The organism is Oryzibacter oryziterrae (assembly GCF_021864535.1).
Lineage (GTDB): Bacteria > Pseudomonadota > Alphaproteobacteria > Rhizobiales > Pleomorphomonadaceae > Pleomorphomonas > Pleomorphomonas oryziterrae.
This window is the reverse complement of the sequence record NZ_JAKJIC010000014.1, coordinates 70,563-83,241: the sequence shown is the minus strand read 5'-3', so window position 1 is coordinate 83,241 and position 12,679 is coordinate 70,563. Positions and strand designations below refer to the sequence as shown.

Below are 12,679 nucleotides of genomic sequence, written 5' to 3'. Positions count from 1 at the left end.
TTAACCCTTCGTAGGCACCAGATTGGACACGGTGTTGTAAAGCCCCTCGAGCCGATCGATTGTCCGGAACCCCCAATACCACGACAACATATCCCGCATCTTGTTCCGACCGTCGACGAAGTTTATTGCACGACTGTCTGGCTTTGCACCACCAAGGAAAACAAACCTCCAGAAATCAGAAAAAAGAAAATTGTGTAACACACTGCTATAACCACCTTCCGTGTAAACTTTGACAGGCGGCTGGTAGAGGTAGTCCACCTTCTTACCAAAATATTTCGCCTCAGTGACAACAGACGACGAAATACTGAAAACATACTCCAATTCATCCGTAGCCAACATCATATATACCGGATGACTGGTCAAAGAGACATTCCTAAAACCCCTTGTAAATGAAAGAGATTTTTCGTCTCCACTCTTCACAAATGGATGCCTAGAATAATAGACGTGATTGTAGGATTTTGCCGTGCGTTCAAACTGCGCGCGATAGTCCAAAAGCGTGAGCATACCCGAATCAGACGCGATAGCTTTATCCTTTAGAGTTTGCCCCACAAAAAGCGCGCTACGCGTCTTCAGATCATTGTTCAGGCGGGGCTTACCTCGGTACATCTGTACGCGCAACCTGGACGCATAGGCAAAGCTCAACTCTTCTGGCAACTCGAATGACTGAATGCGTTCATCGAGAGACGGATCATTCGACTGAAACGCAAACAATAGATCATCCATGAACCGGATTGGATGTAACCACATATCAACGTAGGTCACGCCGGCGCGCGTCAGAATCTCCCGTGTTGAAGCGCTGATCTCGTATCCCACAACGATTGTGCCATCATGCAGACATGACTTGAGATATTCGATGGACGCGACTGAAATAGATTTTGGCGAAAAATAGATCTGGGTTTCTTCGAGATCGACTCCAAGTCCAGAAAGCTCGAAAAAAGCCTTCCGGTCAAACGACCAAGTATCATTCCACTGCCGACTTCCGATCTCAACCGGCAAGCCCGCCCCCCGCTGGATAGGCCCAGTAAACAAATCTCTGAGCCATCTCAGATTACTGTCTTGCTCTTTTTGCGAGGTTGCCAGTATATCAGATGTCACAATGACGTTTTCGAACTGTCTCACGGGATCTTACTCTCCTAGAAATGATTGCTTTCACATGAATACGAGGCACATTGGAGTGCCTGCCCAAATGTCACACTCATTGATCATACAATCAAGCGCACCTTGCTTTCAGCCTATTCTAATAGACAAAAGCGACGATCGATTCCAGCCAGACTAGCACAAAACTTCCAGGTGCGAGCGCGACGTCAAAAGTCCTTCCTTTGCGGCCAAATGACTCGCTCACCTCAGATTGAGGTGTCGGCATTTTTCAAGCCCCAAGACATAGCCTTCCTACAAAAAGTTAGGCAGCTTGAGCCCTTCAGCCGAACGGATATAGAATACGACCGATCCAACGATAGAGCCTGAAATTTGGCCCGCTGACATCACGAAAAAAATCGATCGGATTGTTGCGAAAGGCGGACGCGGCCTCGACGCCGCCGATATGCCTTACAATAGGCGCAACTATTGGCGTCAGCAGATGTCGCCACCCAAGCACCCCATAGGGACCAAACCAACGCCATTGAACAGGCTTTCTCCAAAGATCAATGTCCGTCGCCTTAGCGGGCACGGAACCACAGCGCCAAGTTTCAACAAGATTTAGGCAACGCTCGAAGTCTATCCGATCTCCAGTTGACGCATCAAAGTAATGTGGATAGACGATGTAAGCAATAGCGAACAGCTCTTCGACTGTCCGCCGACGCTTGCGACGTGGATTAGACTGTCGATCGTCTGTAAGCCCCCACCCAGAGTAGAAGGGAGAGCCGGTGACGGTGACTGGCAAACCGCGCAACAAGGCCTCGAAGCCTCCAAGCGACGTAATGGTGTAAACCGCATCAACCTCATCAAGTAGCGTCGGCAGGGGAACAGCAGCTGTATAAACGTATGCGATATCTGCAACCTCATCCGGATTGGAACCGGGGCGGCGCATACCGCCGAGCACATCCGGGTGCGGACGATAGATGATTTCGGCTTCAGGGTGGTCAGAAGCTGCCAAACGTACAAGGTCATTGTTGACCCAGGGCCTTGCGCAGCCAAACTCGATAGACTGATCCTCCTCAACTTGACCAAGGACGAGAATTCGGCGACGCCCGTCGCGCGGAGGCAGCCCAGTCGACGAAGCAGAACCGTTATACTTGGTGATGCCAGCGGCAAGCAATCGGTCGATGCCCGCCCGGGCGCGCTTCAATAGGCCGGGCGAACATTCGAAGTTGTTGAGAAGTACTTCGAGATCGGAGGGACGTCTGGCATCGTAGTAGGCCGTTCCAGAGTCGATCGTTAACGACAGCGGGGGAGTCCGGCTGGCCCTACCGACAAGTGAGCGGATAAAGCCATCCTCGATGCGCCAGAGAGGAATCCCATGCAATGTCGCGAACGCCTCAATGTCGCCGTCAACGCGCGCACCCCAATGCAGCAGCACTGCATCTTGCACAGCCTCGATGCGCGACGCCCAGTCACGTGTGAACATCTGACCGGTTATACCGCTCGGCAAATGAACAAACCGTGCGGTTGGAAAGTAAGCCTCGAAAATAGGCCTCTTCCACTGATTCACACGCAAAGTGAAGACGGTGGCGTTGACAAACGGATCCTTGGCATCAGGTAGAATGTCGGTCAACGCACCAGTCCCTCGTCTAAAATCCCGATCGAAGCAGGATCCTTGCACTCACGGTCCAAAACCAAGCTATCAAGAGCTGTCTGCGCACAGCAGCTGCAATGACACCTCGCGACCAACCGACATGCAATACCTCTGGCGTCGTATTGCTCGCCAATCCTCGTCATTACCAGAGCCTTCGCTGATCAAACTGCGCGATCTGACCAATAATCGATGGATCAGATTCATTGCCTTGAGACGCAGCTTTCGATCGGGTTGATTCAACCTAGTTAACGGATGCTCTAGCAGAGCAGAGCTGGGGGTCAAGAGCGTTCGCTGGTTGCTCCACGCCAACCCAACCGGATACAGTGGCTATCAAACAGTACCAAAATACATAGGGGCGACACCCGTCAGGTGTCATTCCACAGCAGATTCAGAATCGGCACGGCATCCATGCAAAAACAAGTAGCCATCATTGGCGGCGGGCCGGCGGGCCTTATGGCGGCGGAAGTGCTCTCTTCCGCCGGGGTGTCCGTCACGCTCTATGAAGCGATGCCGACGATCGGGCGCAAGCTGCTTCTGGCCGGCAAGAGCGGGCTGAACCTCACCCATTCCGAGGACTACGAGACCTTCATCGGGCGTTACGGCGCCGCGGTCCCCCGCCTGAAACCGGCGCTCGATGCCTTCACGCCCGACGATCTGCGCCGCTGGGCCGGTTCGCTCGGCATCGACACCTTCGTCGGCTCGTCCGGACGCGTGTTCCCCACCTCGATGAAGGCTTCGCCGCTGCTGCGGGCCTGGCTCAAGCGGCTTGCCGCCCAGGGCGTCCAGCTTGAGACGCGCCATCGCTGGTGCGGCTTCTCCGGCGACGCCTTGCTGTTCGCAGCCCCCGACGGCCCCAAGGAGATTCGTCCGGACGCGACCCTGATTGCGCTCGGCGGCGCCAGCTATCCCCGTCTCGGCTCCGATGCCGCCTGGGTGCCCTGGCTGCGCGAGCGCGGCGTCGCCGTCCACGCCTTCCGGCCGGCCAATTGCGGCTTCAACGCCCATTGGCCCGAGGCTTTCGCCGAGCGCCATGCCGGCGCCTGGGTGAAGTCGGTCACCGCCACGTCCGCCGCCGGCACGCTGCCCGGCGAGTTCGTCGTCTCCCGCAATGGCGTCGAGGGCAGCCTCGTCTACGCCCATTCGGCAGCCTCGCGCGACGCCATAGAAAGAGACGGCAGCGCCACCCTGCTGGTCGATCTCCTGCCCGGCCGTTCACTCGAACGCGTCGCTGATGATCTCGCCCGGCAGTCGCCGAAATCCAGCTTTTCCAATCGCTTGCGCAAGGCTACCGGCCTGCAGGGCGTCAAGGGCGCGCTCGCCTCGCTGCTGATCGCCCCGATCACCCGCGCCGACCCGCCAGCGCTCGCAGCCGCCCTCAAGGCGCTGCCGCTGCCGCTCGTCTCCCCGCGCCCGGTCGAGGAAGCCATCTCCGTCGCCGGCGGTATCGCCTGGGGCGAGGTCGACGCCGACTACAGCCTGACGAAGCTCCCCGGCCTGTTCGTCGCCGGCGAGATGATTGATTGGGAAGCCCCCACCGGCGGCTATCTGATCACCGCCTGCCTTGCAACGGGACGGGCGGCCGCCAAAGGCATATTGGCCCGCCTCGCGGACAAGACCTGATACCGAGTGTCATTGAAAATGACTCTCGGTATCCCGCTTTCGACTTTCTCATGCCGTTGATGCAGGTGAGAAATTCGAAATCTCTTCAATGAGCCGATGCGTCAGCATCTTGGGCAGAATTGGTATGACGTGTGCCCACGCCCGCTAACGGGCGAGGACAAGTATCGGAAGCGGAACGCTCGATCAATAATCGATGATGCCGTCGAGCGCGTAATGCTTGATCGTCTTGCGGTTGGCGATCAGCTCTTCCACCGTCGGCTTGTCCTGCATGGCCCGGGCGATCGCCAGCTTGGTCGCTTCGTAATTGGTGCGGTACAGATCCTTCTTGTCGAGGTTCGGATCATCAGGGCAGCGCGGATCGAGCCAGACCATGATGATCATGCAAATGTCTTCGACGATCGCCGCCGGAATGACATGCTCGGCCACGCAGTCGACGATGGCATCGCCGATCGCCGCCTGCACCACGCCGCCGAGCAGCTCCACATATTCGGCCGAATGAATGGTGGCCTTGGTGGTCATCATGGTCGCCGGGCGGACCATCTGGTTGCAGTCGCGCACCACGAACATGCGGGTATGGCCCTGCACCTGCCCCATCATGGAGGCGAAGGCATGGCCGGCCGGCCCCTTCACCGAACCGATCAGCACTTCCGGCATGGCATCGGTCACCTGCCCCTCGGCGGCAAACACGGTCGCCTCACCCGTCTTGAACCAGATATCGCTCATTGGAATCACCCCTCTGTTTCCGCAACAAAATACTCAAAGCCACGGCGCTTGTGCAGGGCCGTGGCTCGATGATCAAGAATTTCTGCTGGCTGCGTCGGTATTACCCAGCCTTGATGGCGCGCGTCGCCGAATCCAGCGTGTTGAGCATCAGGCAGGCGATGGTCATCGGACCGACGCCGCGTGGCACCGGCGTGATGTGGCCGGCCACTTCGGCGGCGGAAGCAAAGTCCACGTCGCCCACCAGCTTGCCCTTGCCGTCCACCTCGATGCGGTTGATGCCCACGTCGATCACCACGGCGCCCGGCTTGACCCAACTGCCCTTGACCATCTGCGGCCGCCCGACGGCAGCCACCAGCACGTCGGCGGTGCGGCAGAGCGCCGGCAGGTCCGCCGTCTTCGAATGGGCGATGGTCACCGTGGCATTCTTCTGCAACAGCAGTTGCGCCATCGGCTTGCCGACGATGTTGGACCGGCCGATCACCACCGCATGCTTGCCGGCGAGATCCGGCAGCACCGCGTCGATCAGGATCTGCGAGCCGCGCGGGGTGCAGGGCACGAAGCCCGGCAGCCCCACCGACAGGCGGCCGGCGTTCATCGGGTGGAAGCCGTCCACGTCCTTGTCGGGATCGATGAGACCCAGCACCTTGTCGGCATTGATCTGCTTGGGCAGCGGCAGCTGCACCAGGATGCCGTGAACCTCGGGATTGGCGTTGAGGCTCGCGACCAGTTCCAGAACCTCCGCCTCCGAGGTGGTCACCGGCAGCTTGTACTCCAGGCTCTTCACGCCGCATTCGGCGGTCGCCAGCAGCTTGTTGCGCACATAGACCTGACTGGCCGGGTCCTCGCCCACCAGGATCACGGCAAGGCCGGGCACCACGCCATGCGCGGCCTTCATCTCGGCGGCACGGGTAGCGATATCCTTGCGAAGGCTGGCGGCAACGGCAAAGCCGTCGATGATCTGTGCGGTCATGGGCAAATCCCTGGTTGGAATGATCCTGCGCTAGCTGGATCGCTCGCAGCTTGCAAGTCGAGATCGTTTTAGCAAGTCAAATTCTTTGCAGCCGTGGCCGCTTTCGTCGATCTTTGGCAAACTGCGAAAGGCCTGTCACCAGAAAATCCGTCCCCCGAGGCAACGCGCCGCACAAGCGGACAATAGTATTCAGATTTTCCGAAGTCACACTCAGATTTCCTGAAACGTTCGCCCCATTTATTCCTTTCAAGCACCACGCATTTTCTGATCTTCTGACGCCAGCCAGCGGCATGAACGCATCTTATGCGAAGGGATAAGCCAGGTGCGAGGATCAACGCGACATTTGCCTTGCCAAGCGCACCACGACATCGCTTGATAGACAATACCGATTGAGGAGTTGGATTCGCCCATCATGGACATCCGGCAGCTGCAATACCTGGCAGCTCTCGCCCGCGAGAAGCACTTCACCCGCGCCGCCCAGGCCTGCCACGTCACCCAGCCCACCCTGTCGGAGCGCATCCGCCAGCTGGAGGAAGAACTCGGCGTTGCCATCGTCGAGCGAGGCCAGCGCTTCCACGGCTTCACCGAGGACGGCATGCGCGTCCTGAAATGGGCGCAGGTGATCCTCGACAACTGGTCCGCCATGCGCCAGGACATCGGCCGCCTCAAGGAGAGCGAAGGCGGCGTCTCCGGCCGCCTCACCATTTCGGTCATTCCCTCGGCCCTGCCCATCGCCGGCCTGTTGTCCAAGATCATGCGGGCCACCCATCCCAATGTGGACCTGGTGGTGCTCTCGGGCACGTCCGACGAGGTGCAGAAGGCGCTCGAAGACTATTCGTCCGACGTCGGCATCACCTATCTCGACAACGAGCCGATCCACGGTGTCATCGCCCGTCCAGTCTATCGCGAGCGCTATTGCCTGTTCGTCGCCGCCGACGATCCGCTCGCCGCGCTCAAGTCCATCTCCTGGTCCGACGCGGCCAACCATCCGCTGGCGCTGCTCACGCAGAACATGCAGAACCGGCGCATCATCGATCGCACCTTCCACAGCGTCAACGCGATCCCGGCCATCAAGGTCGAGACCAACTCCATCATGAATCTTTGCGCCAGCGTGCGCGACACCGGCCTTGCCGCGGTCATGCCGGAGTATATCCAGTCGATCCTCGGCCCCGGCTCGGATCTTGTCGCCATCCCCATGCGCGAGCCGTTGATCGAGCATTCGGTCGGCCTCGTCGCGCTCGACCGCAGCCCCATGCCCACGCTGATCACCTTGGTGATCGAAATGGCGGCCAAGCTCGAGCAGCATCTTCGAACCGGCCAGCCACTTGTCTGAACAGGCCGACTGTCACCGAAGACGACAGTCGGTTATGCGTCACGATTCGAGCGCGCCTTCCTTGGCCCCGGCCCAGCGTTCGGGGCTGGCGATCTTCATCAGGTCATCGCCGAGCCGCGTGAAACGATGCGAGCGGCGCGTGAAGACGAAGCCGCCCTGCTCGGCGAACACGTCCGTCGAACCACCCGCTTCGCCCGGCACGGTCACGATGGTCGCGAGCAGGTCGCCGGCCTTCACCGTGGCCCCAAGCTCCGCATGGTAGAGGATCACGCCGGCCACCGGCGCCCGCACCATCACCACATTGTCCTGCGGCACCGCGACGCCCGCATAAGGCGCAACCGGGCTGACGCTCGCATCCGCCACCACGCCGCGCCCGACCAGGAACCGATACAGCCCTTCACCGTCCACCCGCGCCATCGCCGGACTGACATCGGAAATGCCGCGGAACTCCACCGTCGTCACGGCGCGTTTCTCGAACTTCGCCACCTCAGGCGGTGCATTGAGATAGGGCTGGATCGACGCACTGTCGAAGGAGCCGTCGGTGTTGCCCTCGAACACCAGCACCGCCTCCGAGCCGAGGCAGGTGGCCAGATCCGACATGTGCGGCCACACCGCCGCCGGCACATAGAGATAGGACAGCGACTGGTCGTCGCAATGCAGGTCCAGCACGAGATCATGGCCGACGGACAGCTTGAGCAGCTTGGCCTTGAGCCGCTTCTCGGCGATCTCGCCCGGATGATCGTCGGTCACCAGCGACGCATCCGGCCGCTCCAGCATCTGGAAGTCACGATTGAAGTTCACCCGGCTGGTGAAGGAAAAGCGCCCCTGGTGGTCCTCCCACACATGCTGGCCGAGGCCGATGGGGTTGGCATAGGGCACCACGGTCACGGTGCCCTTGAGCCGACCTTCGCGCTCCGCCGCCTCCAGCAGCGGGATCAGCACATGCAATGCGGCCACGCCCGGCAGCTCGTTGCCATGCAGCGCCGCCTGCAGATAGGCGGTCTGCGCCGCGGGATCACTGCCTTTGAACTTCAGAACGGTGAAGCGATAGTCTTGGCCGGGCGTATCACCCGGAATGGTCTCGATGATCTTGTCCATGAAGCAATCCGATAAGCTTGGCGCGGCCCGTCTCTGCGAACGGGTTCGACGACAAGACCTATCACTGCATTTCCACCAGCGAAACCGGGTTCAGACGCTTTCCATCCGAGCCGGCGCCTCTTGCCCCGATGTTGCCTGCGCCGCCTCGAACACCTTGCCGATGCCGATCACCACCGGCAATCCCGGCGTCACCGCCGTGCCGTCGAGCAGCGCCGACAGGCTGAGCGGCACCACATGCTGCTCCGCCTGCCCGATGGCATAGCCCAGCACCACCGGCGTCTCGGCCGGCAGCCCCTCGGCAATCAGCCGCGCCGCTATCTCGCCCGAGGTGCGCCCGCCCATGTAGACGATCAGCGTCGTATCCGGGTCGGCGAGGCCCTTCCAGTCGAGGCTCTCGTCGAGTTCGCCGCTCTTGGCGTGCCCGGTCACGAAGCGCAGGGAATGCGAAGCGTCGCGATGGGTGAGCGACACCCCGAGTGCCGAGGCGAGAGCGATGCCAGCCGAAATGCCCGGCACCACTTCCACCACGATGTCCTCTGCCTTGAGCCGCGCGATCTCCTCGCCGGCCCGACCGAACACCATGGGATCGCCGGCCTTGAGGCGCACCACGCGCTGCCCTTCGCGCGCCAGCGACACCATCAGGTCGTTGATGTCTTCTTGCTTGCACGATTGCCGCCCGCCGCGCTTGCCCACCATGATGCGTCGGGCTTCACGCCGGCCAAGTTCCAGCACCTCCGGCGACACCAGATCATCGAACAGGATCACGTCGGCCGACTGCAGCGCCCGCACCGCCTTCAGCGTCAGCAGATCGGCGTCCCCGGGGCCGGCGCCCACCAGGATCACCTTGCCGGTGGGGCGACTGCTCTGGCCGATCAGGCCGATCAGATCCTGTTCCTCGCCCGGCCCCGGCGGTAGCCCGAAGGCACGCTCGGCAAAGGCGTCCCAGAATCCGCGCCGCGCCGCGCCCGGCGCCAGTCGCTCGGTCACCTCATGGCGAATGCGCCGCGCCAGCCGCCCCCAGTCGGCGATCGCCGGCGGCAGCAATGTCTCGATCTTGCGGCGGATCGCCTGCCCCAGCACCGGCGCGGTACCATCGGTGGAGATGGCAACCACCACCGGCGACCGGTTGACGATGGAGCCGAACTGCACGTCGCATTTCTCGGGCTTGTCGACGACATTGGCGAGCGCTCCGGCAGCCTTGGCGGCAGTCCGAAAAGCCTCGATCTCCACCTCGTCGTCGCTGTCGATCAGGGCGAGCACCGCGCCCTCGAGATCGGCCGCCGTCCAGGGCTCAAGCCTCAGCTCCAATCGCCCCGGCGCGACGCCCCGCTTGATGAGTTCGAGGATCTCGACATCCGGCGCGCGGCAGAAGATCGACACCTCCGCTCCGGCCGCTCCCAGCAGCTCCGCCTTCCAGGCAATCCCGGCCGTGTCGCCGGCCACCGCCACCCGCTTGCCTCTGAGGTCCATGAACAGCGGCAGCTTGGCGAGCGGCGTCATGCGCTGCGGCGCGGCATCTCTCGGGGTGCGAGGCTCGCTCGACATGGCCTGGGTCTCCGGGTTGGCGGGCGGCAGGTTGCACGGATAGCCCTGACCTTCAAGGCCCATTTGGTCTGATTATGCCACGTGCGCCGCACCGGCCGAAGAATTTTGATCCTCCCGACGCCCCGCAACAGGAATTTGCCTTGCGGCATCGGACCTCCAAGCGAACGGATTTTGCCCGCCGCACCAACGCGCCTCAAAATTCACCGGGAATGCTCGAAGGCCGAGAAATGGAAACGCCGCCGAAGCGCACGCTGCCCGGACAATCCGGCGGTGCTGCTTGGCGGCGTCACACATGATGCTCGTGATCGAGCTATCGTTCCCTTGGAAGGTGCGCCTTCGTCGGCCCACTCGGGACATATCAATGCAGACCTCGTGCCAACTTCACGAAGCCGTGATTTTCGCCGCCCCATCGGCAAACCCACCTGCAAATCCACCGACCACTCCGCAAAGACGCACATGATTTAGGCAGCAAAGCGTCTCTTGGCCCTTACGTTGGGCAGCAGACCGAACGTCTAGTGGATATCCACTAGCTAATCGCCAAATGAAACTAGCCCTGGAATCCCTTCCCGAGGGTCATGAATGGGGAGAAGTTCGGTCATCGCCGCCTTACGGATGGGATCCTGCGCTGCAGACACGTGCCAAGCCTTAACCGCAGCACACATATCATTAGCAAATATATCCACCTGAAGCTGCAGAATATCGTCTATAGAGTTGCAGTGAATTATCAAACCGCGGGCTGGTTTGCAAAAAACAAACTTACCGACCCTTTCAGCTACAGGCTGCTTTTCAACGTTTCCGCTACCTTCGTGCATCAACGAGCACCTTAAGGCATAACAATCAGCCCCAGAGAGCATCACGTCGCCCCCACCGACAGTGTACAATGGTTGAAGCCAGTGCTCATACCACCTCACGTAACGTTTGGTGGAGGAGAGGCTCGGATTATCAATTTTACCGCAGATATCTGGAAGCAACAAAGACATTGCCAAGGCGGAATACCAATTTTCCGTTAGCAAAGATCTCTCGATCGCAGACGTAAATCGCAGCATAGCCACCCCCAGCGAATTACATAGTTTATACATCAAAAAATAGAGACACAGACAACACAAATAGGGCGAAACTAGCCATAACAATTGATTCAACTCAAAATATATACAAAATGAAGACCGCGCGTCAAGCTGAAATTCAGAAAAATTACTCGAATTGAAGTAGAAAAAACGAGACGGCCCGGCGTTCCACTTGGGAACACCGGGCCGTCGCAACGAAACCGGGTAGGCCGCACTTACTTGACGGTCAGCGTCACGTCGATGTTGCCGCGCGTCGCGTGGCTGTAGGGGCAAACGATATGCGCCTTCTGCACCAGATCCTCGACCACGGCCTTGTCGACGCCGGGCACGTTGATGTCGAGCGCAACGGTGATGCCGAAGCCGGTGCCATCGTCACGCGCTCCGATGCCCACATTGCCGGTGATGGTGGCGTCGGCCGGAATGGTCACCTTTTCCTTGGAGGCCACGAACTTCAGCGCGCCCATGAAGCAGGCCGAATAGCCCACGGCGAACAGCTGCTCGGGATTGGTACCGGCGCCGCCGTCGCCACCCAATTCCTTCGGCGTCGACAGCGTCAGGTCGAGACGACCGTCATCAGACTTCGAGGACCCGGTGCGGCCGCCGGTGGTGGTGGCGTGAGCGGTATAAAGCACTTTCATGGCTGAACTCCCTTCGTTTGTTCGTACGCAATTGTATTGCTCACAATTTGATTTTTTGAAATTCACTTTTCCGTGATCACCCCTCAGCGCCGTCGCTTTGGACCGACCACACCCTTATCTTGCACCTGCAAAGGTGACCCTATCATGTCCGACGATCTGAAACTCGACAATCAGCTCTGCTTCGCCGTCCATTCGACGGCGCATGCCATCGCGCGCGCCTATCGTCCGCTGCTCGATCCGCTCGGCCTCACCTATCCGCAATATCTGACACTTCTGGTGCTCTGGGAGCAGGATGACCTCACCGTCTCCGACATCGGCGCCCGCCTGCTCATCGATTCCGGCACCCTCACCCCGCTCCTCAAGCGCCTGGAAGCTGCCGGCTACGTCACCCGCCGCCGCTCCGACAAGGACGAACGCCAGGTCAGGGTCGCGCTGACCGCCGCCGGTCAGGCCCTCAAGGCCAAGGCCGTCTGCATCCCTCAGGAAATGGGCAAGGCCATGGGCTGCTCGCTGGAAGAAATCGGCGAGCTGCGCGAACGCCTGAACGAGCTGAGAGCGCGACTTGGGCAGGTGACCTGAACACGGCTCTTGCAACATGCTCGACACATGGGACCAGGCACCGCGTGCATAGGCGACGAGGGTCGCCGCAAGCCGCCCAACCAAGCGACGCTTTCAGCCCCCTCTTTCTTCGACCCATAGCGAATGTCTTATGTAATTTCCGAAGCTTTACAGCCAACCATTGCGTGAGCAAGTTATCTGCGGTGATCGCACGCTCCCGGCTGTAGCGGCGTTCGCAGCCTGGAGCATTTCCAGCAAAAGTCTGAAGCGGTTCTGCGTCCGGAAATGCATGAACTTCAAGGCTCGGAGCGTTTGTCGATCCGATGGCCGATCTGTAGAAATCCCCTTCATGCGTCGGGCATAGCCAAAGCGTCCCCCTGTCTCCGGTCTGCGGAACAT

At 60.2% G+C, this 12,679-nt stretch carries 11 protein-coding genes; 3 read left to right on the top strand and 8 right to left on the bottom strand.

Annotated elements, in window-relative coordinates; translation table 11 throughout:
- Together L2I41_RS15410 and L2I41_RS15405 are read right to left on the bottom strand one after the other, a co-directional pair.
- Complete coding sequence (locus L2I41_RS15410; RefSeq protein WP_237154464.1) at window positions 1-1,119, bottom strand: hypothetical protein; 1,119 nt, start codon at window positions 1,117-1,119, stop codon at window positions 1-3.
- Between the two features lie 298 nt (window positions 1,120-1,417).
- The gene (locus tag L2I41_RS15405; RefSeq protein WP_237154463.1) at window positions 1,418-2,710 is read right to left on the bottom strand and encodes a capsular polysaccharide export protein, LipB/KpsS family; all 1,293 of its coding nucleotides are present in this window, start codon (window positions 2,708-2,710) and stop codon (window positions 1,418-1,420) included.
- 429 nt (window positions 2,711-3,139) lie between these two features.
- Between L2I41_RS15405 and L2I41_RS15400 the strand changes: the two genes are divergently transcribed.
- Window positions 3,140-4,351, top strand: a complete 1,212-nt coding sequence (locus tag L2I41_RS15400) for a TIGR03862 family flavoprotein (RefSeq protein WP_237154462.1) — start codon at window positions 3,140-3,142, stop codon at window positions 4,349-4,351.
- 183 nt (window positions 4,352-4,534) lie between these two features.
- On the opposite strand, the gene fae is transcribed toward L2I41_RS15400, so the two are convergent.
- Window positions 4,535-5,074: a formaldehyde-activating enzyme gene (gene fae, locus L2I41_RS15395; protein ID WP_237154461.1), complete on the bottom strand. Its 540-nt coding sequence runs from the start codon at window positions 5,072-5,074 to the stop codon at window positions 4,535-4,537.
- 100 nt (window positions 5,075-5,174) lie between these two features.
- Entirely contained in the window at window positions 5,175-6,044 is an 870-nt protein-coding gene (gene folD / locus L2I41_RS15390; protein ID WP_237154460.1) for a bifunctional methylenetetrahydrofolate dehydrogenase/methenyltetrahydrofolate cyclohydrolase FolD, read from the bottom strand.
- 412 nt (window positions 6,045-6,456) lie between these two features.
- On the opposite strand from folD, the gene L2I41_RS15385 reads away from it, so the two are divergent.
- The gene (locus L2I41_RS15385; RefSeq protein ID WP_237154459.1) at window positions 6,457-7,377 is read left to right on the top strand and encodes a LysR family transcriptional regulator; all 921 of its coding nucleotides are present in this window, start codon (window positions 6,457-6,459) and stop codon (window positions 7,375-7,377) included.
- A 39-nt stretch (window positions 7,378-7,416) separates the two neighbouring features.
- Here the strand turns inward: L2I41_RS15385 and L2I41_RS15380 are convergent, their stop codons facing one another.
- The 4 genes from L2I41_RS15380 to L2I41_RS15365 all read right to left on the bottom strand — a co-directional run bounded on the left by L2I41_RS15380 (window position 7,417) and on the right by L2I41_RS15365 (window position 11,722).
- Complete coding sequence (locus L2I41_RS15380; protein ID WP_237154458.1) at window positions 7,417-8,475, bottom strand: M14 family metallopeptidase; 1,059 nt, start codon at window positions 8,473-8,475, stop codon at window positions 7,417-7,419.
- 90 nt (window positions 8,476-8,565) lie between these two features.
- The gene (cysG, locus tag L2I41_RS15375) at window positions 8,566-10,020 is read right to left on the bottom strand and encodes a siroheme synthase CysG (RefSeq protein ID WP_237154457.1); all 1,455 of its coding nucleotides are present in this window, start codon (window positions 10,018-10,020) and stop codon (window positions 8,566-8,568) included.
- Window positions 10,021-10,550: 530 nt separating this feature from the next.
- On the bottom strand, window positions 10,551-11,066 hold the full coding sequence (locus L2I41_RS15370) for a hypothetical protein (protein ID WP_237154456.1): 516 nt from the start codon (window positions 11,064-11,066) through the stop codon (window positions 10,551-10,553).
- A gap of 233 nt (window positions 11,067-11,299) precedes the next feature.
- Window positions 11,300-11,722, bottom strand: coding sequence for an organic hydroperoxide resistance protein (locus L2I41_RS15365; RefSeq protein ID WP_237154455.1), 423 nt, complete (start codon window positions 11,720-11,722; stop codon window positions 11,300-11,302).
- Window positions 11,723-11,866: 144 nt separating this feature from the next.
- Between L2I41_RS15365 and L2I41_RS15360 the strand changes: the two genes are divergently transcribed.
- The gene (locus L2I41_RS15360; protein ID WP_237154454.1) at window positions 11,867-12,301 is read left to right on the top strand and encodes a MarR family winged helix-turn-helix transcriptional regulator; all 435 of its coding nucleotides are present in this window, start codon (window positions 11,867-11,869) and stop codon (window positions 12,299-12,301) included.
- The last annotated feature ends 378 nt before the right edge of the window (window positions 12,302-12,679 follow it).

Excerpts from the sequence above, each read along its gene's own strand:
- L2I41_RS15365 (WP_237154455.1), bottom strand. The coding sequence starts at position 11,722 with ATGAAAGTGCTTTATACCGCTCACGCCACCACCACCGGCGGCCGCACC.
- L2I41_RS15380 (WP_237154458.1), bottom strand. The coding sequence starts at position 8,475 with ATGGACAAGATCATCGAGACCATTCCGGGTGATACGCCCGGCCAAGAC.
- L2I41_RS15385 (WP_237154459.1), top strand. The coding sequence starts at position 6,457 with ATGGACATCCGGCAGCTGCAATACCTGGCAGCTCTCGCCCGCGAGAAG.
- fae (WP_237154461.1), bottom strand. The coding sequence starts at position 5,074 with ATGAGCGATATCTGGTTCAAGACGGGTGAGGCGACCGTGTTTGCCGCC.
- L2I41_RS15370 (WP_237154456.1), bottom strand. The coding sequence starts at position 11,066 with ATGCTGCGATTTACGTCTGCGATCGAGAGATCTTTGCTAACGGAAAAT.
- L2I41_RS15400 (WP_237154462.1), top strand. The coding sequence starts at position 3,140 with ATGCAAAAACAAGTAGCCATCATTGGCGGCGGGCCGGCGGGCCTTATG.
- folD (WP_237154460.1), bottom strand. The coding sequence starts at position 6,044 with ATGACCGCACAGATCATCGACGGCTTTGCCGTTGCCGCCAGCCTTCGC.
- L2I41_RS15360 (WP_237154454.1), top strand. The coding sequence starts at position 11,867 with ATGTCCGACGATCTGAAACTCGACAATCAGCTCTGCTTCGCCGTCCAT.
- cysG (WP_237154457.1), bottom strand. The coding sequence starts at position 10,020 with ATGTCGAGCGAGCCTCGCACCCCGAGAGATGCCGCGCCGCAGCGCATG.